The organism is Terasakiella sp. 4MB5A (genome assembly GCF_050058155.1).
GTDB classification, from domain to species: Bacteria; Pseudomonadota; Alphaproteobacteria; order Rhodospirillales; family Terasakiellaceae; genus Terasakiella; species Terasakiella halodenitrificans.
In genome coordinates, this window is the sequence record NZ_CP188815.1 from 3,227,361 (window position 1) to 3,252,500 (window position 25,140).

Here is a 25,140-nt window from a genome sequence, read left to right on the forward strand (position 1 = left end):
CTTATCGTCTTTCATGTTGAGGTTTACACCCCGGTTAATTCGTCATTTCCGCCTACACAAAAATGACGCCTATTATTAGCGGCTCAAATACCCGGCCAGATCCAACCCGTGCAAGGTTATGGAGGCCATAAACGGAGGCGTCGGAGCGACGTGGAGTTCATGATCTTCCATAATAACCGCACCGGCATCGCAGAGTTCTTCGAGCCAGTCGGCAAGCTCGCTCACATCGGAAAAGCTTACCAGAAATTCATCACAAATTTCTTCCACATTTCGAAACACCCCACCCGGCAACTGGTCATCCTGTGCCAGTGCGTCAAGCAGTTTGGTTGCGAAAGGAGAAAGAGACATGGAATTATTTCGCCTTACCCATCATTTCGACAAAACGGTCGAATAAATAGTGACTATCCTGCGGTCCCGGCGAAGCTTCCGGGTGATGCTGCACGGAAAAGACCGGCTTATCATCCAGCGCAATCCCTTCAATTGTTTTATCAAATAGGGAACGATGGGTAACACGCACGTTTTTCGGTAACGTTTCTTCATCCACCACAAAACCGTGGTTCTGTGAGGTAATTTCCACTTTGCCCGTTTCCAGATCTTTGACAGGATGATTCCCACCACGATGACCCAAATGCATTTTATACGTCTTCGCACCAAGGGCAAGACAAGTCATCTGGTGCCCCAGACAAATGCCAAACAACGGCTTGCCACTGTCCATCACCTTTCGGATCATCGGAACAGCATATTCACCTGTCGCCGCCGGATCACCCGGACCATTTGACAGGAACACCCCATCCGGGTTGTATGCAAGAATTTCATCGCCGGACGTATTGCCGGGAACCACAGTCACACGACAGCCCGCCGCTGCCAGACAGCGCAGAATGTTACGTTTTGCACCGAAATCCACTGCAACAACATGGAACTTCGGGTCGGCTTGCTTGCCATATCCCTCGCCCAGTTTCCAAACGCTTTCATCCCATTCATAAGGCGCAGCACACATAACATCTTTCGCCAGATCCATCCCTTCCAGACCGGGGAAAGAGTTGGACATGGTGTTCAATGCGTCCAGATCAATGTCCTGTCCAACAGGCAAGTGAATAATCGTTCCACCCGGTGCACCGTTGTCGCGGATATGACGTGTCAAACGACGGGTGTCCACCCCACTGATCCCAACCAGGTTAGAGGCTTTCATCCAAGCATCAAAATGTTCGGCTGCACGGAAGTTTGCCGGCTCCGTAATATCGGCCCGCAGGATACAACCGCGTGCCGCCGGTTTGGCGGTTTCAATATCTTCGGCATTCGTCCCCACATTCCCAATATGCGGGAAGGTGAACGTAATGATTTGCCCGGCATAAGACGGGTCCGTCATAATTTCCTGATAGCCGGTGATGGAGGTGTTAAAGCAAACTTCGCCGATGGCAACACCTTCCACACCAACACCTTTCCCCCAGAAAACGGTTCCATCCGTCAACACCAATGCAGCATTGGCATCTTGGGGACGGGCTTTAGGTGGCATAGGCGCAACGGGCGCTTGTGTCTGCGACATATCGACGTGTCCTTATCTACAAAGAGCTATTTAAATCAAGCTTGCCTAAATGGCTGTCTATCAGCGCATAGGCAAATTGGCGCGTTGATAAAGAAATCTTACACTGGCGTCAAGGGGAAGTCTAAAATAAAATTTATTGTTATTTTTCAATGGGTTACAAAAAAGTAATTTATTGCTTTTTCCAACGAATTGCGATAAGTTTCTTGCTTTCCTGAAAACAACAGATGTCAAGGTCATGCTTCGCGAGCAGATTAAATCCGCCTTAAAAGAGGCGATGGTAGCTAAAAACACGCATAAAGTTTCCACCCTGCGCCTCATTATGGCCGCCCTGAAGGATCGCGATATTGCGGCCCGGACTCAGGATAAACCAAACGGGATCAGTGAGGACGAAATCCTTGCCATGTTGCAATCCATGATTAAGCAACGTCGTGACAGCATCACCATGTATGAAAACGGTGGTCGTCTTGAACTGGCTGAACAAGAGGCGGCAGAAATCACCATTATCGAAGGTTTCCTCCCCAAGCAATTAAACGAGGAAGAAATCGGCAAAGTGGTTGACGAGATCATTACCGAATTGGGGGCCACTAACTTAAAAGACATGGGGGCCACCATGAAAGCCTTGCGTGATCGCTATGCTGGGCAAATGGACTTTGGTAAAGCCAGCGCAATTATTAAAGAACGCCTCGCCTAAAAACGTGCTTTTGATAACGGCCCCTGAACATAAATCAAAGGGGTCGTTTTATGTGAAAAGCAAACGGCCCTTCGCATAATTAAAAAGGACGGACAATAGAATAAGATGGCCATCCCCCCCGGATTTATTGACGAACTAAGGAACCGCATCTCCGTTTCCGAGATTGTCGGCAAACGGGTTAAGCTTATCAAAAAAGGGCGGGAACATTCCGGCCTCTGTCCGTTCCACAACGAAAAATCACCTTCCTTTACCGTCAATGATGACAAGGGATTTTACCACTGCTTTGGTTGCGGTGCCCACGGAAGTGCGCTTGATTTCCTGATGAACACCGAAGGGCTAAATTTCCCTGAGGCCGTTGAACGACTGGCGGTTCAAGCCGGTATGGAAGTCCCACAAGACACCCCCGAACAGCGCGAACGGGTAGAGCGGCGCAATACTCTTTACGACGTGATGGAAGCCGCCTGTGCCTATTATGAAAAAATGCTCCGCATGCCGGAAGGCCGTATCGGCCTTTCCTATTTTCGTGAACGCGGCCTTAGCGAAGAAACCATCAAACATTTTCGACTCGGCTATTCACCGAACGTGCCTGGTGGATTAAAGGCAGCCTTGACACGTCAAGGCATCGAAGAAAGCCTGATGATTGAAGCCGGATTGCTCATTCAGCCTGATGATCCAAATCGAAAACCCTACGAACGTTTTCGCGAACGTGTCATGTTCCCCATTACAGATCGACGCGGTAAGGTCATTGCCTTTGGTGGGCGTATTCTGGGGGACGGTAAACCAAAATATTTAAACTCCCCCGATACCCCGCTATTTCACAAAGGGACTATTCTTTACGGCCTCGCCCAAGCACGCGAAGAAGCCTACAAAAAAAACAAAATCATTGTGACCGAAGGCTATATGGATGTCATCGCATTGGCCCAAGGCGGTTTTCCCAATGCAGTTGCCCCCTTGGGCACAGCCTTAACCGAAGAACAAATTCAGCTTTTGTGGAAGATGAGCAAAACACCCTTGCTGTGCTTTGATGGCGATGCAGCAGGGCAACGGGCCGCCTTACGAGGGGCTGAACGCGCCCTACCCCATTTAAAAGCCGGATATTCCTTACATTTCGTCCACCTTCCGACAGGCGAGGACCCCGATAGCCTAATCCAGAACGAAGGCCGCGCCGCCATGCAAACGGTACTGGACAGCGCCATCCCTTTATCCGAACTTTTATGGCGAACCAGCGTAGAAGGCATAAATTTAGAAACAGCGGAAGATCGTGCTGTTTTAGATGACAATTTAAAAAAATATGCCTTCCAAATTCAGGACGAATCGGTACGGAACCATTTTATTTCGGCTCTAAAAGACCGGATGTGGAAAGAAATTCGCGCTAAAAAAGACACAAACTCTTTCCAAAAACGCCGTGACTGGAAAAATGTTGAAAAAAATCATCACACGCATTTGGAAGCAAAAAGCAGCTTAAACACAAAGATAGATGCACAAAAATGGCGGGAGTCCTTACTTATTGCCGGCGTTATCCTTCGCCCGCAAGTCATGGACGAGGTTGGAGAGCGTTTAGGGCTATTGATTTTCCAAAGCGATTCGCTTGACAAACTTCGTCAGGAAGTTTTAAAGACCGTCGATGGGGATTTAGGCCTTGATTCGCGTACGCTTCAAAGTCTCCTCAGAAAAAATGGGTTTTCGGAACCACTGGACGATCTGCTTGGTAAATTTCACGCCCCCAATGGTGGGAGATTTATTGGGCACGAAACTTTTTTGCACCCCGATCGCCCCATTGAAGATGTCCTTCGCGGATGGGAAGACGCCTACCGGCTATATATGCAGGAACGCGACCTGGCTGCGGAGTTCAAAGAACTAAAACGTCGCCTAAAGGAAGAAATGAGCCCACAGGTTCTAAGTCAATTTCAGGCTTTGCAAAAACTGATGGGTAAGGTTGATACCGACGAAACCGAGGCACAAAACGGTTCTTATAAGCTAAATGAAGAAGATTTGTTTGATTAACGCTCTTTACATATTTGTCGCGCATCTTACTTAAGGAGTCTCCACTTCTTACTTATTTATAAGAGAGCGTTGGATTTTAAAATTTATTGAGTTTCACGGGGAATCGCATGTCTGCGAAAGCTGCAAATACTACCGAAGCAAAAACCAAACAAGAAGAAGGCGGTGACGGCCCACTTCTTGATTCCCTCGGCGCCGCCGTTAAAAAAATGCTCGCCAAAGGCAAAGAGCGCGGCTTCATCACTTATGATGAATTGAATACCGCCCTGCCACCGGACAAGATGTCCTCTGAGCAAATTGAAGATACCATGTCGGCTTTATCCGAAATGGGGATCAATGTCGTCGACAACGAAGAAGTTGATGAAGATACCCCGGCGGAAGAAGAAGACGAAAAATCAGGAAACATCGACGAAAACGATACCGGACGGACAGATGATCCTGTTCGTATGTATCTGCGCGAAATGGGCAGCGTCGAACTTTTGTCACGCGAAGGCGAAATTTCTATCGCCAAACGGATCGAAGCTGGTCGTGAAATGATGATCGGTGGCATTTGTGAAAGCCCGATTACCATCCGTTCCATCATCGAATGGCACGATGCGCTGATTAATGGTGACATTCTGCTGCGTGATATTATTGATCTGGAAACCACTTACGGCGGCGGCCCGAACACGGAAGATGTCGCCGCAGCCGAAGATGTGGATGCAGAAGTTGCCGACACAGATAGCCTGACGGCAGATATCGACAATAATGACGATACGGACGACGACGACGAACCTGAAATCGAAGCCCCCGAAGGCGTCGATGCCGGCCCAGATGACGACGATCTTTCAGACGAAGAAGACGACGAAAACACCGAAGAAGGTGAAGGCGATGACGACGAGTCCAATAGCGACGAAAATGGAGATGAAAACAATGTCTCTCTCGCCGCTATGGAAGAGCAAATTCTGCCACAAGTCGTCGAGACTTTCGAAAAAATCGCCAAGACCTATGACAAAATGCATAAGGCTCAGGAGCAACGTCTCAACACTTTGGGAAAAGGTGAAAAAGTTTCTTCCACAATCGAGCGCCGCATTGAAAAACTGCGTCATGAACTCGTCGAATTAATGGAAGGTGTTCACCTGAACAACAGCCGTATCGAAGAATTGATGGATCACCTTTACGGTCTCAACAAAGCATTAATGAATTGCGAAGGCCGTCTCTTACGCTTGGCGACAGGATGTCGTGTTTCACGTGCCGATTTCCTCAAGCAACACTATGGCCATGAGCTTGACCCTAACTGGCTGGAACGCGTTTCTGAACTGCCCGCAAAAGGTTGGCAACGTTTCGCAGAACGTCATGAAGAAGAAATCGTACAACTGCGTGATCGCATCACGGAAGTTGCCGGCGAAGTCGGCCTGCCGATTCAAGAATACCGCCGTATTGTCTCGACCGTTCAAAAAGGCGAACGTGAAGCCAATCGTGCTAAAAAGGAAATGATCGAAGCCAACTTGCGACTGGTTATTTCCATTGCTAAAAAATACACCAACCGTGGCCTGCAATTCCTTGACCTGATTCAGGAAGGCAACATTGGTCTAATGAAAGCCGTTGATAAATTTGAATACCGTCGCGGTTATAAATTCTCGACCTATGCCACATGGTGGATCCGTCAGGCGATTACCCGTTCTATCGCCGATCAGGCCCGCACGATCCGTATTCCGGTTCATATGATTGAAACCATCAACAAACTTGTGCGCACTTCCCGCCAAATGTTGCATGAAATCGGTCGTGAACCCACACCGGAAGAGCTGGCTGAAAAACTGTCCATGCCACAGGAAAAAGTCCGCAAGGTCCTGAAAATTGCCAAAGAGCCGATCTCTCTTGAAACCCCCATCGGGGACGAGGAAGACAGTCATCTGGGCGATTTCATCGAAGATAAAAATGCGGTGCAGCCATTGGATGCCGCAATTCAATCCAACCTGCGTAACACAACAACACGCGTTTTATCCTCGTTAACACCGCGTGAAGAACGTGTTCTGCGTATGCGCTTCGGTATCGGGATGAACACGGATCATACATTAGAAGAAGTCGGCCAACAGTTCTCCGTTACACGTGAACGTATCCGACAAATCGAAGCAAAAGCCCTGCGTAAGCTCAAGCACCCAAGCCGCTCACGCAAACTGCGCAGCTTCCTTGATTATTAAACATAGAAAATCATCTTTCTAAGACTTGACGTGGCGTGAGTTTCCTATAAATTCACGCCACTTGTCTTTTGGTATGGGGCAGTAGCTCAGTTGGTTAGAGCCGACCGCTCATAACGGTCTGGTCGGGGGTTCAAGTCCCTCCTGCCCTACCACACATCTCATTTTCCTTTGTGGAATATTATTATTAAACCATTGATTTTAAATGGTTTTTTAACAATGGGATGTGGATGGTATAAGCCATTGTTAAACAAGCGTTTTTCAAGTTGGCACACATATATGGACCACATAACTGGACCACAAGTGTCACTAATACCAGACTTCAAATCACTGGAGTCGGAGGTGGTCGTTCCCCATGCGAATCAAAATATGGACCTTAAATCTGTTGCTAAAGTCGTAGCCGATGAAGTTTTAGCTTCGCTTAATGAAGATAAGCCAGTTAAGAAGATATGGGGATTGGTGAGATCATTCTTGTATATTCATTAATCATTTAAAGTCGAGGGCGTGGCTATAACCGTCATCACCGTCAATTTTTTCTTCGACTAAAACGCCTTCTACGTGAGGGTCAAGTTTAAGAATTTCAGCCACAGTTTCTTTGATTTTTTTATGAAGTGGGCTTTCTTGCTTTCCTTGAAATTGTTGGGCCGAGACTTCATTGACTGTCTTGTTTTTATTAGAAGACCAAGGGCAATCGGTGGGGGCATTTTTGAAATGTTGCCAAAGTGGTTTTCTCTTTTGATCTAAAGGGGCATAGACACCGTGACCACATTTTTCACAAGTGTATCTCGGTTGCCCTTCTTTTTTTGATTTAGTTGCTCTTCGTCGGACAGCTTGATAATCGTCACGGCTATATGCCAGCAATTGATCTGAAGTAATTGTTTCCAAACTATCAAGGTCAATAGCTCTTTCAATAGTGCGCTTAGGTCCTGTTGACAAAGTGGGTTCACAAATTGCTTAGAATGTGATTCAAGACTTCTTTTTATGAGGAGAAGTCTATGCGGAATTTGATGAGCGACGATGAATGGTTATTCTTCGAGCCATTCCTTCATGCCCAAGGGCCAAAATCTGGCCGTCCTCCCTCAAATCACCGCCTCACTCTTGATGGTATTTTTTGGATTGCCCGGACAGGAGCACCTTGGCGTGACCTCCCCAATTACTTCGGTAAATGGTCCTCTGTTTATCGTCAATTCCGCCGCTGGACATTGCTCGGCGTTTGGGATGTTCTACTGGATGCCTTGAACGATGCCAAAGCCGTTCCAGATACAGTGCAAATGATAGATAGCACAATCATCAGAGCCCATCATCAGGCTGCTGGGGCAAAAGGGGGACTCAAAAAGAGGGTCTCGGCCGTTCAAAAGGTGGCTTTACGTCCAAAATACACCTTCGAACAAATGCCGAAGGCTTGCCAATAGCTCTGGAAATCAGCGAAGGCCAAACATCAGATTACAAAGGGTATGCTCCATTGATGGAATGGGGTGGTCCAGATGCCAAGGTTCTATTGGCAGACAAAGGCTACGATGCAAACTCCATTCGGGACGATATGGAGAAACGCGGTGGATACGCCATGATCCCAATGCGGAAAAACCGAAAGGAAATCACTCCCGTTGATGATTTCGTATATGGCTTGAGAAATCAGGTTGAACGCTGCTTCAACAAACTCAAAAATGCTCGCCGGGTTGCAACTCGGTATGACAAGACGATGCTCAGTTTCCTTGGCTTCGTGCAGGTCACATCAATTCGGGTATGGGTAAAATACTTTGTCAACAGGACCTAGGCGAGAATAAAATAACCTGAATAGTCGGCGTTCTAAATCCTTCAAGTTTCTCTTTGTGGTGAGAAAAGTTGTTCCAACGCTTCTGCCTTCCATTGGAACAGCGTTGGAAAATCCATTGGAAATATTTTGCGCCATAATGAACATGCTATGTTGATCTCAACCTAATCGCATTTCATGAAATCATTTGCTCATACGCTCTACTGGTTCGTCCTTCTCCCGTTGCGTTTAATCATTTTAGCATTTTCCATCTTGGGGCTGACAGCACTGTACATCGTTGGCTTGGGGCGTACTTATCTCTCAACGATCATTCGCAATATCATCTCAGACTGCCTCAGTCTATCAATGTTTAATTTGGATGAAGAACGTAAAAAACACATGCACCTGTTGGGGGCAACGGGGTCTGGAAAGTCTAGTGCCATAGAATTCTTCATTAATGAGAATATCCGCAAAGGGCAAGGCTTTCTGCTGATTGAGCCGCATGGGGAGTTGGTGGGTCGGGTGATCGCGAACAAGCAACTTCTCAAAGTTTTTCCAAAGCTTGTTTTCTTAAACTTTGATCAACATCCACCAGCCTTCAATCTTTTCGCCCTACCCTTGCCTGACAAAAATCAACAACAGTTCATCAATGGGCTTGCAAGCGATATTACCAGTGCTTTTGCAACTAACATGCAGCCAAGTATGACCGAGGCGCAGTTCATCATGTTGCGCAACTTGTTCATTGCGGGATTCTACATAAAGAAGGCAAACTTTTTAGATATTCTGGATTTACTTTCGGACAATCCTGTTGAGAAACTCAAAACCCTTCTGCCCAACCTTCCAACACCACCTTTACAAAATTATTTTCAACAAGATTTTCTTGCTGGAGATGCCAGTAAAACCCGAAAAACGTTGCGCGGACGTTTAAACAGCTTTGTCATTCCAAAACAGATGTATGAAAGCCTCCGCGCGAAGGCATGCGACATAGATTTCCATTCTATTTTAGCTGAAGGCAAATATGTGGTCGTCAAGGCGACAACAACCACATTAGGGACGTTTGAGGCAGTCACGATTGGCAATCTCATTCACAGCATTTTTGCTAAGTACGCATTCGAACGATTGAAGCAACCTGAACAGCCCAAGCCCTTCTTCGTCTATTTTGATGAAGCGCAATATTACATGAATGAAACCGTGGAACGCTGCCTGACAGGGGCTCGAAAAACTCAAGTGAATTATACACTGGCACACCATGAGTTTGGACAAACAGGCATGTCACCCGCCGCCCAACGCACCATCGTCAACAATACCAATGTAAAAATATACGGATCACTCAAATGGAAAGACATGAAGGAAGGGGCTGATATCTTGGGGCTTGAAGATCGCAACCGGCTTTCAAAACTTAAAGCGGGGCATTTCTATATCAAGGCGGGGCGAAACGATGTTTTCGGCAAACATTTCCCCGCCCGTTTCTCCATCAAGAAAGCGGGATTTGGACGCGGTTGGTTTATCAATGCCTATGCCAAGCCCCATGAAACCAAAGCCATGTTGAAACGCATTATAAAGAAACAGCCTCCACCCATGTACGAGAAAGCCACAGACCTACCCATCCCAGCGAAACAAAAACCCTCTAACTTCAACCCACATGGCGACATGCCTTTCTCATCGTGATCTGGCGATATTGTTTCAGCTTCAAGAAAAAGTCAGCCTGACCGTTTCACAAATTCATCGGTTGTGCTTTCAAGGGTTAAGTCGAGATAGTGCCTATAAGGGCATTTTGAAACTGAAACGCCGAGGCTTTGTCAAAAGCTACGCTTACGATTTTGGGCGCTTTGGAAAATTAGAAGACATGATCTTCCTGACCAAATCCGGCTTTGGGCGTTTAGAAAGTTCCGGATTGATTGATAGCGAGTACAAATACAAATCTCCCCCCAGCCTGATTGTTGATTACGCGCATAGAGTTGGGATCATCGATTATTGGATTTCCCTTGAACAAGACGCATCCAGCAATCCCAATTTTGAACTGGCTTATTTTTATCCTGAGTTCAAAAAACTGCCGAATGGCAAGGGTATTACATTAAAAGCAGAATTACCGAACGAAGAAATTCTGCAAGTCAGAAACGATACCCTGTTTATCTTACGCAACAGAAACACTGGACGCGAACATCTATTCCTCTTGGAGATCGATAGAGGCACCATGCCGATTGTTACGGGATCAAAGATCAAGGTTGCCAATTCCCAGAACCTGAAAATCCGCAGCAACCTAACAACCAAGATCGAGAAGATTCAAAATGTCTTCGATCATTGGCAACTGGCGATCCAAAGCCTTGGATTGAGATTTCACCACTTCAAAGGGGCTAAAGTCGTGGTGATCACCGATACAGCAAAACGCACCCTTAACATGCTTCAGAAACTCAGCATCCGGGCATGTTACAAATCACAGGGCGTTTTTCTGTTCAGCCACATTGAGGAAGCAAACCAAAGAGCTTTGACGTGCCGATATGCCGTGCCTCATAGCACAGGCGCATATCAAACACAGAAGCTAATTGCGGCTTCCTAATTTTTCTTGTGCCAACTGACAAAGCTGTTTTGCATTCTTTTCTGTTTTATTGACCTGACTTTTAAAAAGACAAACCTCGTCAGGTTCAAAACTGTTTTCAACTGTCCCGGCAAGAAAACGAATGATGCTGAGAGATGCATTAATTTCTTCCAATAAATTTTCCGGCTGTTTCATGCACGACAAATTAAGGGATACTTCATTGAGAACGCTACATTCATCAATTTCCAAAAATGGACGAAGTATCCCTTAGGATACCGTTTGAAAATTGATATTGAATGTAGCATCAACAATTTTAGCAAACGCCTAATTCATCAAGCAAGGCAATCACCAAAAATTGCAAATCGAATATTCCCTCTGATCTGTTCATATGCCAGTATAGAATGGATTTTCTTATTGGGTTTAGATTATGTATAGAGTGATTATTGCAATTCTTGTTGTTGGACTATCCACAACTGCACTTGCAGATAAAGAGACGGATAAGCTATGGAGTAGCTTCAATAAAACAATCATGAACGATGATTGTAAATTGGCACTTGTCAAACTCGAACATCTCCTCAAAATTGACCCTAATTTAGCCTACCCACAGAAAGCATCCCTATATGAAAAGGGACGCTGCCTCCCCCGAGACATTGATAAGGCAATCCAACACTATCAGATGGTGTCACAGGAAAAACTTGATGGCATGTTTGCTCTCAATTTGTCTCACTTGCTGTTTCTGAAAGCTCAATCAAGTCAGCAAAAACAACAGGCATTGTCTGGTATTCGTGGCATCCTTCTCAAAGAAATCCCCACCGTAGAAACAAGTGCCGAGCTAAAAGAATACTTAAAAGTTTTGTATCCAAATTCTCCCGATTTTCTAAGCGCTCTTGAAGGTGAGTTTGCATTTATAAAATCACTGGAAGAAAATGTTGAACTAAAACTAAACGAAATTCAAAAATTTATAGCCGATGACAGACTACACACTTTGTCAGAGTTTTGGCTCATTCGATTGAGAAACGAAGGCAATATTCAGGCTTATTTTTTATCTGCAATATTATTCGAAGGCGATTTAGACAAGCGGAAACGGTTTTTAATCTTCGCGGCAAAAGGCAAACATCCCGAAGCACAAGCATCTTTAGCTAAAATGTATGAGACAGAGAATACCCGAGCCTCCAAAATGTTTGCCTATTATTGGAATTTGAAAGCAAAACAGAATGGCTTGGATGTTGACATGCATTTGGCTCGGTTGAGTCAATCCATGAGCAAAAGCGATATTTCTGCAATGGAGGATGAAGCTTCAAAAGAAACTCCATCCCTGCCTTTTTAAACCTAGCATCCAAGCTTTTTTCTCTCTTGATACAAGTCTGCTAGACGCTTTTTATACTTCTCAAAATCACGCTCATGAGGGGCCAAGTTGCTGTCGTAGTTTTTCAATCTATATCGGATTTCTCCATATTTAGTGTAAGCTTGCTTCACTTTATTGATACCAAGAGTGTTTGCGCCTGCCGACACCAAAGCTTTCAGGATCGTTTTCCAAGCACCTGTTAAAACGTCTGTGGCTAGAGACACTCCGAGTTCTGCAACAGCCAGATGAAAATCACCTTCAGCCCTTCCTAAAGCTTTTTCATCACGTTTGCGATCCGTCTTGATCAGACGTATTTGGCGCTCGGCACCATCTCGACCACTTCGAGCTGCTTCCATCATAGAAGCATTTTTCGAACAAGGTGTTACTTCCCCATCTAGTGGTCCTTTCTTTTTTTCTTCGACTTGATCACCTTGACCTTTTTCAGATTGTTCGTCAGCATTTTTGCCCCGTTGAACATTTTCTGCTGAGTGTGCTTTGATCCGCTCAGAGAATTGTGGCTCAGAATTCGTTCCCACCTGCGCTTCATTTCCGCCCACGTCCATCTCCAACTGTGCAAAAACCTGTCTCACATTTTCAGGCAATCGAGAGACGACTTCTTGATGGAAACCCTCTACGCGCTCTCCTTTTCGACCACTGAGTTGCTGCATAAAATTGGCGTATTCATGAACTGCTTTCTCATCGCCATTTTTTAGGCTGTCTGCATATAAGGCAGGTAAAGAACCGTTCTTGGAATATTGCAACAAACCATCCATTGTGCGGGTATTGGCAGAATGTGCCTCATCCTTCACAGGTTTAATTTTTATGGATTGGAACCACGGGTTAGCTTTCGGTTTCTGTTGTTGTGCTACCTGTTCCCACATGTTTGCGGTTGGCTTCTTCAGCTTTGGCATTTTAACTTCCGGCAAGCCTGTCAACGGGCCAATTTTAGGCACTTTCGGTTTGGGTTTCGCAGCCTCCAATAAGTCAGTGTTGGAGACGCCCTGATTTGCCATTGTCTCACCGAGTTTGGATTCTGTAGGGCCTCCCGGTTTCATGACACCATCGACTTTCAGGCCGTTCTTTTGCTGAAACTTCTTCAAACCATCAATCATCCCCATATCGGGAATATCGGTAATGCCAAAATCAGGAACTTTATAATCACCTGTTTGCGCCAACGCTGATTTGGTTTTCAAAATATCATCGGGCTGTGTGTTGGATGATTGGCTGATCGTATTTCCAACCGAGAAGAAGTTTTTCCATTGATCAAACATTCCCATGTTCAATCTCCTTATTTCATAGAGGTAAAACGAAAAAAGCCGCCTCCGAGTAATCGGAAGCGGCTTGCTCAAAAGAAAAAAGGAGAAGAGACCGTTCGGTCGCACTTCTCCTGTTGACTTCGTTCTATATGGCATATGGGGACGGCCCAGTCAAGAACATAATAAGAACATTCGTTTCGCCATGCTGTTTCTGAATTTGCCAAATAAACGAACTTACGGAAGCAAACAACGCCAAACCTGCCCTCAGCACTCAAAAGGACAAGAATTTGCCTCTGCGAGTTCCTTCTTGCCTTTTTCGCTCTGTCTGAGGGCTTTGGGGCGGTGTTCTTATTCCTTAATCCGTTTTCATTATGGCAACTGCAACAGAACAATCCCGGCTTATCACTGTTCTTGATGACATTATTCAGAACGATCCTCATTCGATGAAAGCTCATATCGCGCAAATCATCATGGATCACGACGAACCTGAAACTTACCTGTCCGATATTCTCAACTATGGTTGTATTTCTGGCTGTGTATCTGAGTTGGTTTACTATTCAGACACTCATGCCTTCTACGATCAATACTATTATGAGATCGAAGAATTACGTCAGTCTTTCGAAGAAGAAACTGGCTGTGCCATTGAGGTTCAATACGACCTAAAAAACTTTTTTGCTTGGTTTGCTTTTGAGCACACAGCATATCAAATCGCCAATGAAGCAGAGCTGGATTTTTAATCCGCTCTGCTTAAAACATAGCCAACGCCTGCCTCGCTTTTGATCCAATCCTTATGCGAGGTTGGAAGGCGTTTTCGCAGTTCAAAGATACGCCCTTTGAAATCCCGGTTTTTCAGGCTTGTGTCATGGTCGCCCCAAATTTCCCGTTGGATACGATTATAGGGAATGATGCTTTCGGGATTTTGCATGAAAAGAAGGAGCAACCGCCTCAACGCCTTGGTGAGGGGAATAGTTTTGCCGTCGATCTTGAACAGGCTTTTCTCAAGATCATAGCTCATGTCGTGATATTTAAGGCAGGGTTTCTTTGTCCTCCCCGCCTTGATGAAGTTCCACCAGTGAACGACCTTGAGGCGGATTTCTTTTCTGACAAACGGTTTGCGGATGAAGTCGTTTGCGCCGGCTGCATAGAGCTGCTCCAGAATTTCATCTCGGATGAAGCCGCTGATAACAACGATCAAACTTTCCTTATTGGTTTGACGGATGTGTTTGCACAGTTCCAGCCCATTGCGTGAGCCATCCAAATTTATATCAAGCAGGAACACATCAAAGTGCTTCCTGTTCATTTGTGCGTTCGCCGCCTCAAAATTATGGGCGATCTGCACCTCTGTGATCAGACCAACGCCATCAAAACATTGGGCAATAGCTTGGGCAACCGAAGGTCGGTCTTCAACAATCAGGATATTCATGGGAAGGAAATTAGGGGATATTTCCAACCTTATGCCAACCCCATTAAGTCCTGATTAAATCCAGTGACTTTTACCACCAAATTCCAACCGTCCTGCCCATACACTCAGGGCAAATATTCATTAACGCACTTGCCATGCCCAAACTTTCCTTTCATCGCCAACCGATCACACTGGATGAATCCGTGATGTTCGGCTACCTCGTCCATAAATATGCAGAAGCCGCCAAGGCGCAGAAGCTTCACACCGACGGGTCTTTCTACCTCAGCCTTGCTGAACGCTTTCATCACGCGCCCCTTGACCTCGATCTGCAAGACCTCGCCATAGTAGGCTTGCAGAAACGCGGCTACATCAAAATCAAACACAAAAAGGCTTCACGAAAGCGATATTACAAGCTCTTCGTCGATAAGCTCCTGCGTGATGTGAACTTTCAGTAATCATGCATCACTTTCCATCCCTTAACTTTTCTTTTTATGGAAACTCCAAACAAAATTGCCCAACTAAATGACCTTCTCAGAAAAGAAGGCATCGGTGGTCGGGTGATGATCACCCAAGGCATTCAAGCTCTGTCAAATGACACCCGAAAAAACATCTTCAAGGCCATTCGAGAATTCGATGATTTCAATGAAGATAATGATCCTTATGGTGAAAGAGATTTCGCTGCCCTCACCGTTGATAGGGAGAGGATCAATTTCAAATTCGATTATTACGATAAATCCATGCAATACGCCTCAGAAGACCCAACCGACCCAACGATAACGGAACGGGTTATGACGGTGCTGTTAGCTTCGGAATATTAAGCTCCACCCTATGCTTGATAAGCTTTTTCATCGGCAATCACTGGAAGACCTGTTCAATGACTATATTGAGCAGGTCAAAATCGAACGTGGTCTGTCACCAAAGACCATTCAGAGCTACCGTGAAACCCTTCACCTATTCAGATTATTCATCAATACTGATCACATGAGCTTGAGATATTGGACGCCCGATTATCTACGCCCTTTCTTTCATTATGGGCGCAATGATCGTGGCTGGGCAATTCGTACCTATCATATTCACCATAATAACCTGAAGAAGTTTGGCGATTGGCTGGCTTTAACAAAACACACCCGACACAATCCCCTGATCGCTATTCAAAAGCCTAAACTCGCCATGGTGAAGAAAAAAGGACTGAACGTCGAAGAGGTTCACAAGCTGCTCTATGTCGCTCTGCTCAAATCCTCAGCCCTTCCTTTTCTGCGCATCCGCAATCACGCCCTCATCAGCTTGGCCTTACAAACGGGTTTACGTATGAGTGAGATCATCAATCTGAAAATCAATGATCTCCATTTTCAGGATCGTCACCTTCATGTGCGTGGCGGTAAAGGCAACAGGGATCGTTTTGTCAGCATCTCCGAAGACCTTCAAGCGACCTTGGAAATTTACCTGAAGGAACATGAAAAGTTCTATCGCATGAAAACCCTGATCCTGTTCCCTTCCAAATCGGGCAGACTATTTGCCGCACGGGAATTTCGCAGATTGACGGAACGGCTGGGAAAACTCGCCAATGTAGTCTTTTCGTCTCACGACCTCAGACGCACCTATGCCAGCACCCTTTCCAAGAAAGGCGTATCAGCCTTTATTATTCAAGAACAACTCGGTCACAGCGACATTCGCATCACCATGCGCTATGTTAGCCATGAGCAGAAAGACAAAGATCATATTCTTCAGAACATCCACCTCTACAGTTAGGCGGATGTTTTGAGATCGCCTTGATTTTCAAAAATATTCCTGTAGCGTATGTGTGACACATGAGGTCATTCAAAAAAACGAAGGCACTGTCAATTCAGATTAGATAAACGCCTTCCTGAAGCCAAAAACGCCGTTTTTATCGCGCAAAATTTAATGTCATCATAGTTTGCACGCAGGAGGTCGGCGGTTCAACTCCGCCATGCTCCACCAGATAAAGAAAAACCCAAGTTTTTGACTTCAAGAGTGACCCACTGTCTCCGACAGGTGGTCACTTTTTGATTTCTAATCATTTTCAATTATGTCGATCTACGCTCAATTGACACTGACAGAACTGCACGAAAGATTTTGTGCCGAAGCTGAAAATATTCGTCGTTTAAAGCCCAAAACAATCAAATGGTATCGGGAAGGCTTTCAGAGCCTGTTGCGCTTCAAAATCTATCAACACGCCCGACAACTGAATGAATTGGAACTCTCGGATTTCATGTTCTGGGGGATGAAAGAACAGGCTTGGAAAGAACGAACCTTGATGGCCTATTACAATTCGCTTAACTCGTTCTTTAACTGGTGCGCGAGAAAACAGGCTCTTGAGGTAAATCCGCTGAAAGATATTCCCCGTCCCAAACTGCCACAGCAACTGCCTAAAGCGCTCTCTCAAGCAGATGCGGTTCGTCTGTTTGAATGTGTGCAGATCATGCCAATCCCCAAAGAATATAAGCCACCTATCTTTCATAAACGCCGTAACATAGCGATCTTTGCCATGTTTCTATTTACGGGTATCAGGCGGCAGGAATTGATTGATCTAAAATTTACCGACATCAATCTTGAGGAAGAAACCGTTTCTGTTCGAGATGGGAAAGGCGGTAAAGATCGGATTATCCCAATGTCACCAGAACTGAAACTACATCTTCAAAAATACATTGAGGAGCGAGAAAAACTTGAGATTACGGCTTCACCGTTTTTTATACCAAACCAATATCAGTGACAGTACATTAAAACGACTTTTCAAGCGTGTTATTGAACTCTCAGGCATTCAGTTTTCCGCCCACAAGCTACGCCATACCTTCGCAACGCTTATGGTTCGGGCTAAATGTGATGTGCTGGCTTTATCCAAAATGATGGGGCATTCCAGCATTAAAACGACAATGATTTACATGAGCGCCAGTGATGATCATTTGAGGGAACAGATTAATAACCATCCATTGAATTTTTTGTAACTCGATTTAGGACAATGATGCATGATCATTATCATTTTCTCAAAAATTGCCAAACACCAAATACCTCTCTATAATAAAGTCATTCTTAACAAGGTAGAAGCTATGGCACATACTGTTCACCGTATCGACGTCACAAAAGAAGACGTTTTTGACGAACTGCAAAAGCTTGCGGGGCTTTCGCACACGTCTGTCGACGAATATGCCACCTCTATACTGGCGCAATATGTATCGGTGCAAAAATGGCAGATTGATGAAATTCACAAAGCCAAGGTACAAGCCGATCAGGGCGGACCTTTTATCGCCCATGATGATGTTGCCTCATGGGTGAACTCATGGGGAACGGATAACGAACTTCCAGCCCCTCAAGCCGATATTTACACGAAATAGCTTAAATGCAAATTATCTGGCTCTCGTCGGCGCAAAATGATTTACGCCTCATCCGCGATTTTATTTTTGCTGAGAATCCACAAGCCGCCAAAAAGGTATCACTGAGACTGATTGATAAAACGTCCATGCTTGCAGATATGCCGGACATGGGGCGTTCTGGTCGGGTGAGTGGAACAAAAGAACTGGTCTTTCAAGATATTCCTTTTATCGTGGTCTATCAGCTTGCACCTGATAGAGTTGAAGTCTTACATATCTTGCATACCTCGCAAAAATGGCCCGACAAATTCTAAATTTGCACAAAAAAATGATACATGATCATTTTTGCAAATTTCTCAACCCATAAACCAACCTTGTAAATGCGCGTGGCATTTACTCATATTTCCCTGACCCTCAGCTTGCTCCAAAGAGGGTCATCTTAAACCCGAATTCGTCACAAACCTTTACCTTATCTATAATAACATGAACAATAACAGCGAGTTATGTTAAAATTCTCTGTGACTAAAAATAACAGGGTGTTTTTCGATGTTGTTTTCATCTCAGGGGAAAAAGCAGGTTGTGGCCGCCTTCGACGGTGGGGAGATTACGTCGGATGGCGGGGTGGTTTTATTGCGCCAAGCAGCGCGCCGGATGAATTTGTTTTCCCGTTTGGCAGGTTGTTTTTGGGATGAGCGCGATGCGCGTTATATTCGCCACGACCTGCCTGACTTGCTGGCCCAGCGGGTGACAGGGTTGGCCCTTGGCTATGAGGATTTGAATGATCATGACAGCCTGTGTCTTGATCCGGCCCTGCGGCTGATGTCCAAAAAAGAAACAGACAAGCTGGCCTCATCCGTCACCCTGGGGCGGGTGGAGTGCTGCACAACAACGGGCAACAAACGCTATCACAAACTCAGTCCTCGTTTTTATAAAATGCAGGAACTGCTGTGCGATCTGTTTCTGGATCATCACAAGCAGCCCCCCCATGATATCATTCTTGATATTGATGCCACCGATATTGAAGTGCATGGTCATCAGGAAATGTCGGCTTGGAATGGCTATTACGAACAGCGAGGCTTTCTGCCGTTGTATATTTTCTGCGGGCCGCACCTGCTGTGGGCACAGTTGCGCGAAGGCGATTGTGATGGGGCCAAAGGGGCCCGCCGCGCCATCTCCACCATCGTCAAACAAATCCGAAAATCTTGGCCCGAGGTCGATATCCTGGTGCGCGCAGATAGCGGGTTTGTGCGCAAACCTCTCATTCGCTGGTGCAAGGCCAACAGAGTGGACTTTATCTTTGGACTGGCGCGTAATTCATATCTTCTGCGCAAGGCAACACAGGCCCGTTCACAAACGTCAAAGCAACGGGTCCAAGAGGGGCGCACCTTCCTGAAAAACTTCGGCCTGTTTGCCCATATTCCCAAGACCGGGTCGTGGGGTCGGCCTTACAATGTGATTGCCAAAATCGAAGATCGTGAGGGCAGTGACCAGCATGTCCGTTTTCTCATGACCTCGCTGGATGAGACCTGCCCCCGCGTGATCCGTGGGGTTAAGGAAGCGCGCAAGGAGATGGCAAGGAACAAACAACCCCTGGGCAAAGACATTGTCGCTCGTGTGCTGTACGAAAAAATCTACTGCCCGCGTGGCGATATGGAAAATCGCATCAAGGATTGTCAGCTCGATCTATTTGGGCATCGCGCAAGCGCACATAAATTCCGTTCCAACTACCTGCGCCTTTTGCTGGAGGGCTTTGCCTATGTGCTGATGACGCATCTTCGCCTGAAAGCGCTGAAAGGCACGATACTCTCCCAAGCCGCCCCCCACACCATCCGACTGAAGCTTTTCAAGATTGGCGCCAAGGTCACGCGTTCTGTGCGCCGGATTAAACTGAGCTTCCCGGATGCCTATCCCTGTCAGAGCCTTTTCTTCACCGCCTGGCAGCGGCTCATGGCCCCCATATAAAAACGGCTTATTCAGTGCGCAATAAGTTACAGCCTTTACAAAAAGGAACAGGTCAGCACGCCCCCAAATCATACATAATCTACCCATGGTTGTTTTTGCGCGTAAATATCCTCACACCACCAACACAAACCTGCCAGCCAGGATGGGTTGCACCCATTTGCAAATGATTTTTGGGTAATTGGTAAGGAAAATACCCACGACAAATCAATTTGTGAATTATCCGGGTTAAATACTCAGCCGTTGCGTCTTTCTTGCCTGAAAGAGCTTTCGGCTTTTTCTTTACTTTGCGCACGTTGATTGCGGAGGCATCTAGGGTGTTTTTGATGTGGGCGGCGTAATGGCGTTCTATCATTTCTACCGATGTGCGGCAGTTCTTGGCTATTTGGTAGATATCTGCGCCTTCCATGAGGCGGAGGCAGATGTAGGTGTGTCTTAGGCTGTAGAGGGTTCGCTTTTGACCGTCGCGATCCAGCTTGTGGTTTTGTTCATCAAGGATGCGGTTAAACATCTTGAGATGGTTGTGGGGGAAGACCTTGTCAGTTTCTTCAAACTCATTGCGCTGACAGATGCGTTCATAGGGGCGCACGGCACCTTTGGTGGATTTGCAATAACCTACGCCTCGCTTACCTCTAACTTCAATGACAAGAATTGTCTCGTCGGTGTCTATATCTTCGACAATCTCCACATCTCTATGTTCAATATTGAACAATTCGTCAGGGCGTAAACCTGTGTTGGCGGCAAAGAGCACCATATCGTGCAGGTCTTCAGCTTGTTTCTTATGGCGACCACCTGTAACGGCTGCATTCTTTCTTGTGGCATTATAAAGTTGTTCATATTGCTTACCACTGAACCACGGACGGTGAACGACCTTGCCTTGTGCGCCATAGGGCTGCGACAAGTCGGGCAAGTGATCCAGCCAACCATAGCGGATGGCAACTTTGAGAACTTGGCGCAAAGTAACAATTTCATCATGCAAAGTGCTGCGCGAAGGTGGTTTTTTCGCCGTCTCCATACGATGGATACGATAATCTTGAACGGCACCAGCCGTTACCTCAGATAATCCCTTGTCACCAAAGTAGGGGACAAGGTGAAGTCGAAGACGCGCCTTATGTCCCTCAACCCATTTCGGGCTGCGCTCGCCTTTGGTCATGGCTTCATATTCATGAGTGAAGCGCTCAGCGATCTGCTTGAAGGTTTTTTCATTTTTGATCAGACCTTGGCGGTCTTTGTCTCTGAGGTTAAAGAACCAATCTTCAGCAAAATCTTTAGCCCGAGCCAAGCTTTCTTCTTTGGTAGAGGTGCGATGATTTTTTCCCGCCATAAAAGTTGAGCATTGCCAGTATCTGGAATTCTCACGGCGGTAAACATGGACTTTATCGCCCATAATCCCGAATTCGTCACAAACCTTTACCTTATCTATAATAACATGAACAATAACAGCGAGTTATGTTAAAATTCTCTGTGACTAAAAATAACAGGGTGTTTTTCGATGTTGTTTTCATCTCAGGGGAAAAAGCAGGTTGTGGCCGCCTTCGACGGTGGGGAGATTACGTCGGATGGCGGGGTGGTTTTATTGCGCCAAGCAGCGCGCCGGATGAATTTGTTTTCCCGTTTGGCAGGTTGTTTTTGGGATGAGCGCGATGCGCGTTATATTCGCCACGACCTGCCTGACTTGCTGGCCCAGCGGGTGACAGGGTTGGCCCTTGGCTATGAGGATTTGAATGATCATGACAGCCTGTGTCTTGATCCGGCCCTGCGGCTGATGTCCAAAAAAGAAACAGACAAGCTGGCCTCATCCGTCACCCTGGGGCGGGTGGAGTGCTGCACAACAACGGGCAACAAACGCTATCACAAACTCAGTCCTCGTTTTTATAAAATGCAGGAACTGCTGTGCGATCTGTTTCTGGATCATCACAAGCAGCCCCCCCATGATATCATTCTTGATATTGATGCCACCGATATTGAAGTGCATGGTCATCAGGAAATGTCGGCTTGGAATGGCTATTACGAACAGCGAGGCTTTCTGCCGTTGTATATTTTCTGCGGGCCGCACCTGCTGTGGGCACAGTTGCGCGAAGGCGATTGTGATGGGGCCAAAGGGGCCCGCCGCGCCATCTCCACCATCGTCAAACAAATCCGAAAATCTTGGCCCGAGGTCGATATCCTGGTGCGCGCAGATAGCGGGTTTGTGCGCAAACCTCTCATTCGCTGGTGCAAGGCCAACAGAGTGGACTTTATCTTTGGACTGGCGCGTAATTCATATCTTCTGCGCAAGGCAACACAGGCCCGTTCACAAACGTCAAAGCAACGGGTCCAAGAGGGGCGCACCTTCCTGAAAAACTTCGGCCTGTTTGCCCATATTCCCAAGACCGGGTCGTGGGGTCGGCCTTACAATGTGATTGCCAAAATCGAAGATCGTGAGGGCAGTGACCAGCATGTCCGTTTTCTCATGACCTCGCTGGATGAGACCTGCCCCCGCGTGATCCGTGGGGTTAAGGAAGCGCGCAAGGAGATGGCAAGGAACAAACAACCCCTGGGCAAAGACATTGTCGCTCGTGTGCTGTACGAAAAAATCTACTGCCCGCGTGGCGATATGGAAAATCGCATCAAGGATTGTCAGCTCGATCTATTTGGGCATCGCGCAAGCGCACATAAATTCCGTTCCAACTACCTGCGCCTTTTGCTGGAGGGCTTTGCCTATGTGCTGATGACGCATCTTCGCCTGAAAGCGCTGAAAGGCACGATACTCTCCCAAGCCGCCCCCCGCACCATCCGACTGAAGCTTTTCAAGATTGGCGCCAAGGTCACGCGTTCTGTGCGCCGGATTAAACTGAGCTTCCCGGATGCCTATCCCTGTCAGAGCCTTTTCTTCACCGCCTGGCAGCGGCTCATGGCCCCCATATAAAAACGGCTTATTCAGTGCGCAATAAGTTACAGCCTTTACAAAAAGGAACAGGTCAGCACGCCCCCAAATCATACATAATCTACCCATGGTTGTTTTTGCGCGTAAATATCCTCACACCACCAACACAAACCTGCCAGCCAGGATGGGTTGCACCCATTTGCAAATGATTTTTGGGTAATTGGTAAGGAAAATACCCACGACAAATCAATTTGTGAATTATCCGGGATAATGGTGTGTTTCTCAGTCATAACAGGCCTTTCACAAGTGGAGCAGTAAAGTGTGTAAGGAATGTGTAATGATATCGCGAGAGATTCAGCCTGTCAAATCTCCGTACCCAAAACGTAAAAAAGCCAGCTAGTACAATGCACTAACTGGCTTAATTTGGTTGCGGGGGCCAGATTTGAACTGACGACCTTCAGGTTATGAGCCTGACGAGCTACCGGGCTGCTCCACCCCGCGTTGGTATATTGTAACGACAAAGCCGCCTTTTGCGAGGCGGCTTTGGGTAACGATTGTGATAGGTTAGATCTCTTTGGAAGGCCTGGCAGCGACTTACTCTCCCGCGCCTTAAGACGAAGTACCATCAGCGCAACGTGTTTTCACGGCCGAGTTCGGGATGGGATCGGGTGTTTGCCACGTGCCATAACCACCAGGCCATCCAAAGAGATCTAGATTATCTTTTATATTATACAGGTTTCTGTTGAGAATTGATTTGTAGATTTTTAATTCTACGCATGATGGTTGCTCATCAAGCCTATCGAATGATTAGTATCAGTTAGCTTCATGTGTTACCACACTTCCACACCTGACCTATCAACGTGGTAGTCTTCCACGATTCTCAGGGATACCTAGTTTCCAGGTGGGTTTCCCGCTTAGATGCTTTCAGCGGTTATCCTGTCCGAACTTAGCTACCCAGCGATGCTCCTGGCGGAACAACTGGTACACCAGAGGTTCGTTCACCCCGGTCCTCTCGTACTAGGGGCAAATCCTGTCAAGTATCCTCCACCTACGGCAGATAGGGACCGAACTGTCTCACGACGTTCTAAACCCAGCTCACGTACCACTTTAATTGGCGAACAGCCAAACCCTTGGGACCTGCTCCAGCCCCAGGATGTGATGAGCCGACATCGAGGTGCCAAACACTACCGTCGATGTGAACTCTTGGGTAGTATCAGCCTGTTATCCCCGGCGTACCTTTTATCCGTTGAGCGATGACCCTTCCACGAGGAGTCACCGGATCACTATGACCGACTTTCGTCTCTGTTCGTCTTGTCAGACTCACAGTCAGGCAAGCTTATGCCATTGCACTCTAAAAGCTGATTTCCGACCAGCCTGAGCTTACCATCGTGCGCCTCCGTTACGCTTTAGGAGGCGACCGCCCCAGTCAAACTACCCACCACGCAGGGTCCCGGATCCGGTTTCACGGACCGCGGTTAGACATCAATAACTAAAAGGGTGGTATTTCAAAGGTGGCTCCACAGCGACTGGCGTCTCTGCTTCAAAGCCTCCCACCTATTCTACACATTTAGTTACTAATGCCACTGCGAAGCTATAGTAAAGGTGCACGGGGTCTTTCCGTCTAACCGCAGGAACTCCGCATCTTCACGGAGAGTTCAATTTCGCTGAGTTGGTGTTGGAGACAGCGGGGAAGTCGTTACGCCATTCGTGCAGGTCGGAACTTACCCGACAAGGAATTTCGCTACCTTAGGACCGTTATAGTTACGGCCGCCGTTTACCGGGGCTTCAATTCATGGCTTGCACCACTCCTTTTAACCTTCCGGCACCGGGCAGGCGTCAGACCCTATACGTCGTCTTGCGACTTCGCAGAGCCCTGTGTTTTTAGTAAACAGTCGCCACCCCCAATTTTGTGACACCCATATCTGCTTGCGCAAATACAGGTCACCCTTATCCCGAAGTTACGGGTGAATTTTGCCGAGTTCCTTCAACACCATTCTCTCAAGCGCCTTGGTATTCTCTACCTGCCCACCTGTGTCGGTTTGGGGTACGGTCTATACGGGAGAGTTATTTCCTGGAACACCCTGGTTGCACGTTCAATCCAATAAGGACGTACAAATTCCGGCATTCGTCACTACTCCCAGGTTCAGGAATATTAACCTGATTCCCATCAACTACGACTTTCGTCCTCGTCTTAGGGGCCGACTCACCCTGCGCGGATTAGCCTTGCGCAGGAACCCTTGGGCTTTCGGCGACAGAGTTTCTCACTCTGTTTATCGCTACTCATGTCA

General features: G+C 46.8%; 24 protein-coding genes, 2 tRNA genes and 2 rRNA genes (1 of these 28 cut by a window edge). 18 read left to right on the plus strand and 10 right to left on the minus strand.

What is annotated here, in order from left to right; translation table 11 throughout:
- Positions 1 to 75: 75 nt before the first annotated feature.
- Both ACI0FF_RS15295 and carA read right to left on the minus strand, forming a co-directional pair.
- The gene (locus tag ACI0FF_RS15295) at positions 76 to 348 is read right to left on the minus strand and encodes a hypothetical protein (RefSeq protein ID WP_417841605.1); all 273 of its coding nucleotides are present in this window, start codon (positions 346 to 348) and stop codon (positions 76 to 78) included.
- A gap of 4 nt (positions 349 to 352) precedes the next feature.
- Positions 353 to 1,543 carry a glutamine-hydrolyzing carbamoyl-phosphate synthase small subunit gene (gene carA / locus ACI0FF_RS15300; protein WP_419797647.1) on the minus strand — a complete coding sequence of 397 codons (1,191 nt, stop codon included), beginning with the start codon at positions 1,541 to 1,543 and terminating at the stop codon, positions 353 to 355.
- 235 nt (positions 1,544 to 1,778) lie between these two features.
- Here carA and ACI0FF_RS15305 point away from each other — a divergent pair, with 235 nt between their 5' ends.
- From ACI0FF_RS15305 to ACI0FF_RS15320, 4 genes are all read left to right on the plus strand, one after another.
- Positions 1,779 to 2,234, plus strand: coding sequence for a GatB/YqeY domain-containing protein (locus ACI0FF_RS15305; RefSeq protein ID WP_419797648.1), 456 nt, complete (start codon positions 1,779 to 1,781; stop codon positions 2,232 to 2,234).
- 105 nt (positions 2,235 to 2,339) lie between these two features.
- Positions 2,340 to 4,238, plus strand: coding sequence for a DNA primase (gene dnaG / locus ACI0FF_RS15310; RefSeq protein ID WP_419797649.1), 1,899 nt, complete (start codon positions 2,340 to 2,342; stop codon positions 4,236 to 4,238).
- A 107-nt stretch (positions 4,239 to 4,345) separates the two neighbouring features.
- A complete protein-coding gene (gene rpoD / locus ACI0FF_RS15315; protein ID WP_419797650.1) occupies positions 4,346 to 6,415 on the plus strand; it encodes an RNA polymerase sigma factor RpoD in 2,070 nt (689 codons plus the stop codon).
- Between the two features lie 75 nt (positions 6,416 to 6,490).
- Positions 6,491 to 6,567: transfer RNA gene (locus ACI0FF_RS15320), tRNA-Ile, on the plus strand.
- Between the two features lie 331 nt (positions 6,568 to 6,898).
- On the opposite strand, the gene ACI0FF_RS15325 is transcribed toward ACI0FF_RS15320, so the two are convergent.
- The gene (locus tag ACI0FF_RS15325; protein WP_419797651.1) at positions 6,899 to 7,348 is read right to left on the minus strand and encodes a hypothetical protein; all 450 of its coding nucleotides are present in this window, start codon (positions 7,346 to 7,348) and stop codon (positions 6,899 to 6,901) included.
- 59 nt (positions 7,349 to 7,407) lie between these two features.
- Between ACI0FF_RS15325 and ACI0FF_RS15330 the strand changes: the two genes are divergently transcribed.
- From ACI0FF_RS15330 to ACI0FF_RS15340, 3 genes are all read left to right on the plus strand, one after another.
- Positions 7,408 to 8,186 (plus strand): IS5 family transposase gene (locus ACI0FF_RS15330; RefSeq protein ID WP_419796873.1). Its coding sequence is split into 2 segments (ribosomal slippage): positions 7,408 to 7,729 and positions 7,729 to 8,186, totalling 780 coding nucleotides; the frame shifts between segments, so codons are not numbered across the junction.
- A 174-nt stretch (positions 8,187 to 8,360) separates the two neighbouring features.
- On the plus strand, positions 8,361 to 9,830 hold the full coding sequence (locus ACI0FF_RS15335; protein ID WP_419797652.1) for a helicase HerA domain-containing protein: 1,470 nt from the start codon (positions 8,361 to 8,363) through the stop codon (positions 9,828 to 9,830).
- Positions 9,805 to 10,719, plus strand: a complete 915-nt coding sequence (locus ACI0FF_RS15340; protein WP_419797653.1) for a replication-relaxation family protein — start codon at positions 9,805 to 9,807, stop codon at positions 10,717 to 10,719. Before ACI0FF_RS15335 ends, ACI0FF_RS15340 begins: the two co-directional genes overlap by 26 nt.
- Here the strand turns inward: ACI0FF_RS15340 and ACI0FF_RS15345 are convergent.
- Positions 10,702 to 10,893 carry a hypothetical protein gene (locus tag ACI0FF_RS15345; protein ID WP_417822377.1) on the minus strand — a complete coding sequence of 64 codons (192 nt, stop codon included), beginning with the start codon at positions 10,891 to 10,893 and terminating at the stop codon, positions 10,702 to 10,704. The genes ACI0FF_RS15340 and ACI0FF_RS15345 overlap by 18 nt on opposite strands.
- A gap of 232 nt (positions 10,894 to 11,125) precedes the next feature.
- Here ACI0FF_RS15345 and ACI0FF_RS15350 point away from each other — a divergent pair, with 232 nt between their 5' ends.
- Positions 11,126 to 12,025: a hypothetical protein gene (locus ACI0FF_RS15350; protein WP_417822376.1), complete on the plus strand. Its 900-nt coding sequence runs from the start codon at positions 11,126 to 11,128 to the stop codon at positions 12,023 to 12,025.
- Between the two features lie 2 nt (positions 12,026 to 12,027).
- Here ACI0FF_RS15350 and ACI0FF_RS15355 read toward each other — a convergent pair whose 3' ends face one another.
- Entirely contained in the window at positions 12,028 to 13,320 is a 1,293-nt protein-coding gene (locus tag ACI0FF_RS15355) for a hypothetical protein (RefSeq protein WP_419797654.1), read from the minus strand.
- Between the two features lie 350 nt (positions 13,321 to 13,670).
- Here ACI0FF_RS15355 and ACI0FF_RS15360 point away from each other — a divergent pair, with 350 nt between their 5' ends.
- Positions 13,671 to 14,036: a DUF7222 domain-containing protein gene (locus ACI0FF_RS15360; protein ID WP_419797655.1), complete on the plus strand. Its 366-nt coding sequence runs from the start codon at positions 13,671 to 13,673 to the stop codon at positions 14,034 to 14,036.
- On the opposite strand, the gene ACI0FF_RS15365 is transcribed toward ACI0FF_RS15360, so the two are convergent.
- Positions 14,033 to 14,749: a response regulator transcription factor gene (locus tag ACI0FF_RS15365; protein ID WP_419797656.1), complete on the minus strand. Its 717-nt coding sequence runs from the start codon at positions 14,747 to 14,749 to the stop codon at positions 14,033 to 14,035. The genes ACI0FF_RS15360 and ACI0FF_RS15365 overlap by 4 nt on opposite strands.
- A 107-nt stretch (positions 14,750 to 14,856) precedes the next feature.
- Here ACI0FF_RS15365 and ACI0FF_RS15370 point away from each other — a divergent pair, with 107 nt between their 5' ends.
- From ACI0FF_RS15370 to ACI0FF_RS15405, 8 genes are all read left to right on the plus strand, one after another.
- A complete protein-coding gene (locus tag ACI0FF_RS15370) occupies positions 14,857 to 15,156 on the plus strand; it encodes a hypothetical protein (RefSeq protein ID WP_419797657.1) in 300 nt (99 codons plus the stop codon).
- 36 nt (positions 15,157 to 15,192) lie between these two features.
- Positions 15,193 to 15,519, plus strand: a complete 327-nt coding sequence (locus tag ACI0FF_RS15375) for a DUF3768 domain-containing protein (RefSeq protein WP_419797658.1) — start codon at positions 15,193 to 15,195, stop codon at positions 15,517 to 15,519.
- Positions 15,520 to 15,529: 10 nt separating this feature from the next.
- Complete coding sequence (locus tag ACI0FF_RS15380) at positions 15,530 to 16,450, plus strand: tyrosine-type recombinase/integrase (RefSeq protein WP_419797659.1); 921 nt, start codon at positions 15,530 to 15,532, stop codon at positions 16,448 to 16,450.
- A 298-nt stretch (positions 16,451 to 16,748) separates the two neighbouring features.
- The gene (locus ACI0FF_RS15385; protein ID WP_419797660.1) at positions 16,749 to 17,432 is read left to right on the plus strand and encodes a tyrosine-type recombinase/integrase; all 684 of its coding nucleotides are present in this window, start codon (positions 16,749 to 16,751) and stop codon (positions 17,430 to 17,432) included.
- Positions 17,386 to 17,664: a tyrosine-type recombinase/integrase gene (locus ACI0FF_RS15390; protein ID WP_419797661.1), complete on the plus strand. Its 279-nt coding sequence runs from the start codon at positions 17,386 to 17,388 to the stop codon at positions 17,662 to 17,664. Before ACI0FF_RS15385 ends, ACI0FF_RS15390 begins: the two co-directional genes overlap by 47 nt.
- A 102-nt stretch (positions 17,665 to 17,766) precedes the next feature.
- Complete coding sequence (locus ACI0FF_RS15395) at positions 17,767 to 18,051, plus strand: hypothetical protein (protein WP_419797662.1); 285 nt, start codon at positions 17,767 to 17,769, stop codon at positions 18,049 to 18,051.
- A gap of 5 nt (positions 18,052 to 18,056) precedes the next feature.
- Positions 18,057 to 18,341, plus strand: coding sequence for a type II toxin-antitoxin system RelE/ParE family toxin (locus ACI0FF_RS15400; RefSeq protein WP_419797663.1), 285 nt, complete (start codon positions 18,057 to 18,059; stop codon positions 18,339 to 18,341).
- A 232-nt stretch (positions 18,342 to 18,573) separates the two neighbouring features.
- The gene (locus tag ACI0FF_RS15405; protein ID WP_419797664.1) at positions 18,574 to 19,989 is read left to right on the plus strand and encodes an IS1380 family transposase; all 1,416 of its coding nucleotides are present in this window, start codon (positions 18,574 to 18,576) and stop codon (positions 19,987 to 19,989) included.
- Positions 19,990 to 20,068: 79 nt separating this feature from the next.
- Here the strand turns inward: ACI0FF_RS15405 and ACI0FF_RS15410 are convergent, their stop codons facing one another.
- Positions 20,069 to 21,373, minus strand: a complete 1,305-nt coding sequence (locus ACI0FF_RS15410; RefSeq protein WP_419797665.1) for a tyrosine-type recombinase/integrase — start codon at positions 21,371 to 21,373, stop codon at positions 20,069 to 20,071.
- A gap of 105 nt (positions 21,374 to 21,478) precedes the next feature.
- Here ACI0FF_RS15410 and ACI0FF_RS15415 point away from each other — a divergent pair, with 105 nt between their 5' ends.
- Positions 21,479 to 22,894 (plus strand): IS1380 family transposase, encoded by a 1,416-nt coding sequence (locus ACI0FF_RS15415; RefSeq protein WP_419797666.1) that lies wholly within the window; start codon positions 21,479 to 21,481, stop codon positions 22,892 to 22,894.
- A gap of 382 nt (positions 22,895 to 23,276) precedes the next feature.
- On the opposite strand, the gene ACI0FF_RS15420 is transcribed toward ACI0FF_RS15415, so the two are convergent.
- The 3 genes from ACI0FF_RS15420 to ACI0FF_RS15430 all read right to left on the minus strand — a co-directional run.
- Positions 23,277 to 23,353: transfer RNA gene (locus ACI0FF_RS15420), tRNA-Met, on the minus strand.
- 80 nt (positions 23,354 to 23,433) lie between these two features.
- Positions 23,434 to 23,548, minus strand: a 5S ribosomal RNA gene (rrf, locus tag ACI0FF_RS15425).
- Positions 23,549 to 23,638: 90 nt separating this feature from the next.
- A 23S ribosomal RNA gene (locus tag ACI0FF_RS15430) occupies positions 23,639 to 25,140 on the minus strand (it continues 1,246 nt past the right edge of the window).

Bases quoted from the DNA above. Each gene is read 5' to 3' on its own strand.
- ACI0FF_RS15295 (WP_417841605.1), bottom strand. From the start codon at position 348: ATGTCTCTTTCTCCTTTCGCAACCAAACTGCTTGACGCACTGGCACAG.
- carA (WP_419797647.1), bottom strand. From the start codon at position 1,543: ATGTCGCAGACACAAGCGCCCGTTGCGCCTATGCCACCTAAAGCCCGT.
- ACI0FF_RS15305 (WP_419797648.1), top strand. From the start codon at position 1,779: ATGCTTCGCGAGCAGATTAAATCCGCCTTAAAAGAGGCGATGGTAGCT.
- dnaG (WP_419797649.1), top strand. From the start codon at position 2,340: ATGGCCATCCCCCCCGGATTTATTGACGAACTAAGGAACCGCATCTCC.
- rpoD (WP_419797650.1), top strand. From the start codon at position 4,346: ATGTCTGCGAAAGCTGCAAATACTACCGAAGCAAAAACCAAACAAGAA.
- ACI0FF_RS15335 (WP_419797652.1), top strand. From the start codon at position 8,361: ATGAAATCATTTGCTCATACGCTCTACTGGTTCGTCCTTCTCCCGTTG.
- ACI0FF_RS15340 (WP_419797653.1), top strand. From the start codon at position 9,805: ATGGCGACATGCCTTTCTCATCGTGATCTGGCGATATTGTTTCAGCTT.
- ACI0FF_RS15345 (WP_417822377.1), bottom strand. From the start codon at position 10,893: ATGAAACAGCCGGAAAATTTATTGGAAGAAATTAATGCATCTCTCAGC.
- ACI0FF_RS15350 (WP_417822376.1), top strand. From the start codon at position 11,126: ATGTATAGAGTGATTATTGCAATTCTTGTTGTTGGACTATCCACAACT.
- ACI0FF_RS15355 (WP_419797654.1), bottom strand. From the start codon at position 13,320: ATGGGAATGTTTGATCAATGGAAAAACTTCTTCTCGGTTGGAAATACG.
- ACI0FF_RS15360 (WP_419797655.1), top strand. From the start codon at position 13,671: ATGGCAACTGCAACAGAACAATCCCGGCTTATCACTGTTCTTGATGAC.
- ACI0FF_RS15370 (WP_419797657.1), top strand. From the start codon at position 14,857: ATGCCCAAACTTTCCTTTCATCGCCAACCGATCACACTGGATGAATCC.
- ACI0FF_RS15375 (WP_419797658.1), top strand. From the start codon at position 15,193: ATGGAAACTCCAAACAAAATTGCCCAACTAAATGACCTTCTCAGAAAA.
- ACI0FF_RS15380 (WP_419797659.1), top strand. From the start codon at position 15,530: ATGCTTGATAAGCTTTTTCATCGGCAATCACTGGAAGACCTGTTCAAT.
- ACI0FF_RS15385 (WP_419797660.1), top strand. From the start codon at position 16,749: ATGTCGATCTACGCTCAATTGACACTGACAGAACTGCACGAAAGATTT.
- ACI0FF_RS15395 (WP_419797662.1), top strand. From the start codon at position 17,767: ATGGCACATACTGTTCACCGTATCGACGTCACAAAAGAAGACGTTTTT.
- ACI0FF_RS15400 (WP_419797663.1), top strand. From the start codon at position 18,057: ATGCAAATTATCTGGCTCTCGTCGGCGCAAAATGATTTACGCCTCATC.
- ACI0FF_RS15405 (WP_419797664.1), top strand. From the start codon at position 18,574: ATGTTGTTTTCATCTCAGGGGAAAAAGCAGGTTGTGGCCGCCTTCGAC.
- ACI0FF_RS15410 (WP_419797665.1), bottom strand. From the start codon at position 21,373: ATGGGCGATAAAGTCCATGTTTACCGCCGTGAGAATTCCAGATACTGG.
- ACI0FF_RS15415 (WP_419797666.1), top strand. From the start codon at position 21,479: ATGTTGTTTTCATCTCAGGGGAAAAAGCAGGTTGTGGCCGCCTTCGAC.